The following is a 221-nucleotide window of genomic DNA, read 5'->3' on the forward strand; positions in this document are numbered from 1 at the left end:
GGTCCAACGTGACACAAAAATCAGTTTCCACCTTAGCCTTTGACTACCGCTAACTTTAGCGAGTAGAAAAACCGTCAGGAAGGTTCCCTTCCGGTTAAGCGGCTTTTTCACGACCACTTGCGAAGCAAGTGCAGGTGAATGGTAGGCTTGGGCAGACTTGAACTGCCGACCTCACCCTTATCAGGGGTGCGCTCTAACCAGCTGAGCTACAAGCCTTCAGT

1 tRNA gene is annotated in these 221 nt (G+C 51.1%); it reads right to left on the reverse strand.

Features of this window, described 5'->3' with window-relative positions:
- Positions 1–139: 139 nt before the first annotated feature.
- Positions 140–216, reverse strand: a tRNA-Ile gene (locus tag V7R55_RS19505).
- Between the last annotated feature and the right edge of the window lie 5 nt (positions 217–221).

The sequence above is a fragment of the Alteromonas sp. S005 genome (assembly GCF_036864475.1).
Classification (GTDB): Bacteria; Pseudomonadota; Gammaproteobacteria; order Enterobacterales; family Alteromonadaceae; genus Alteromonas.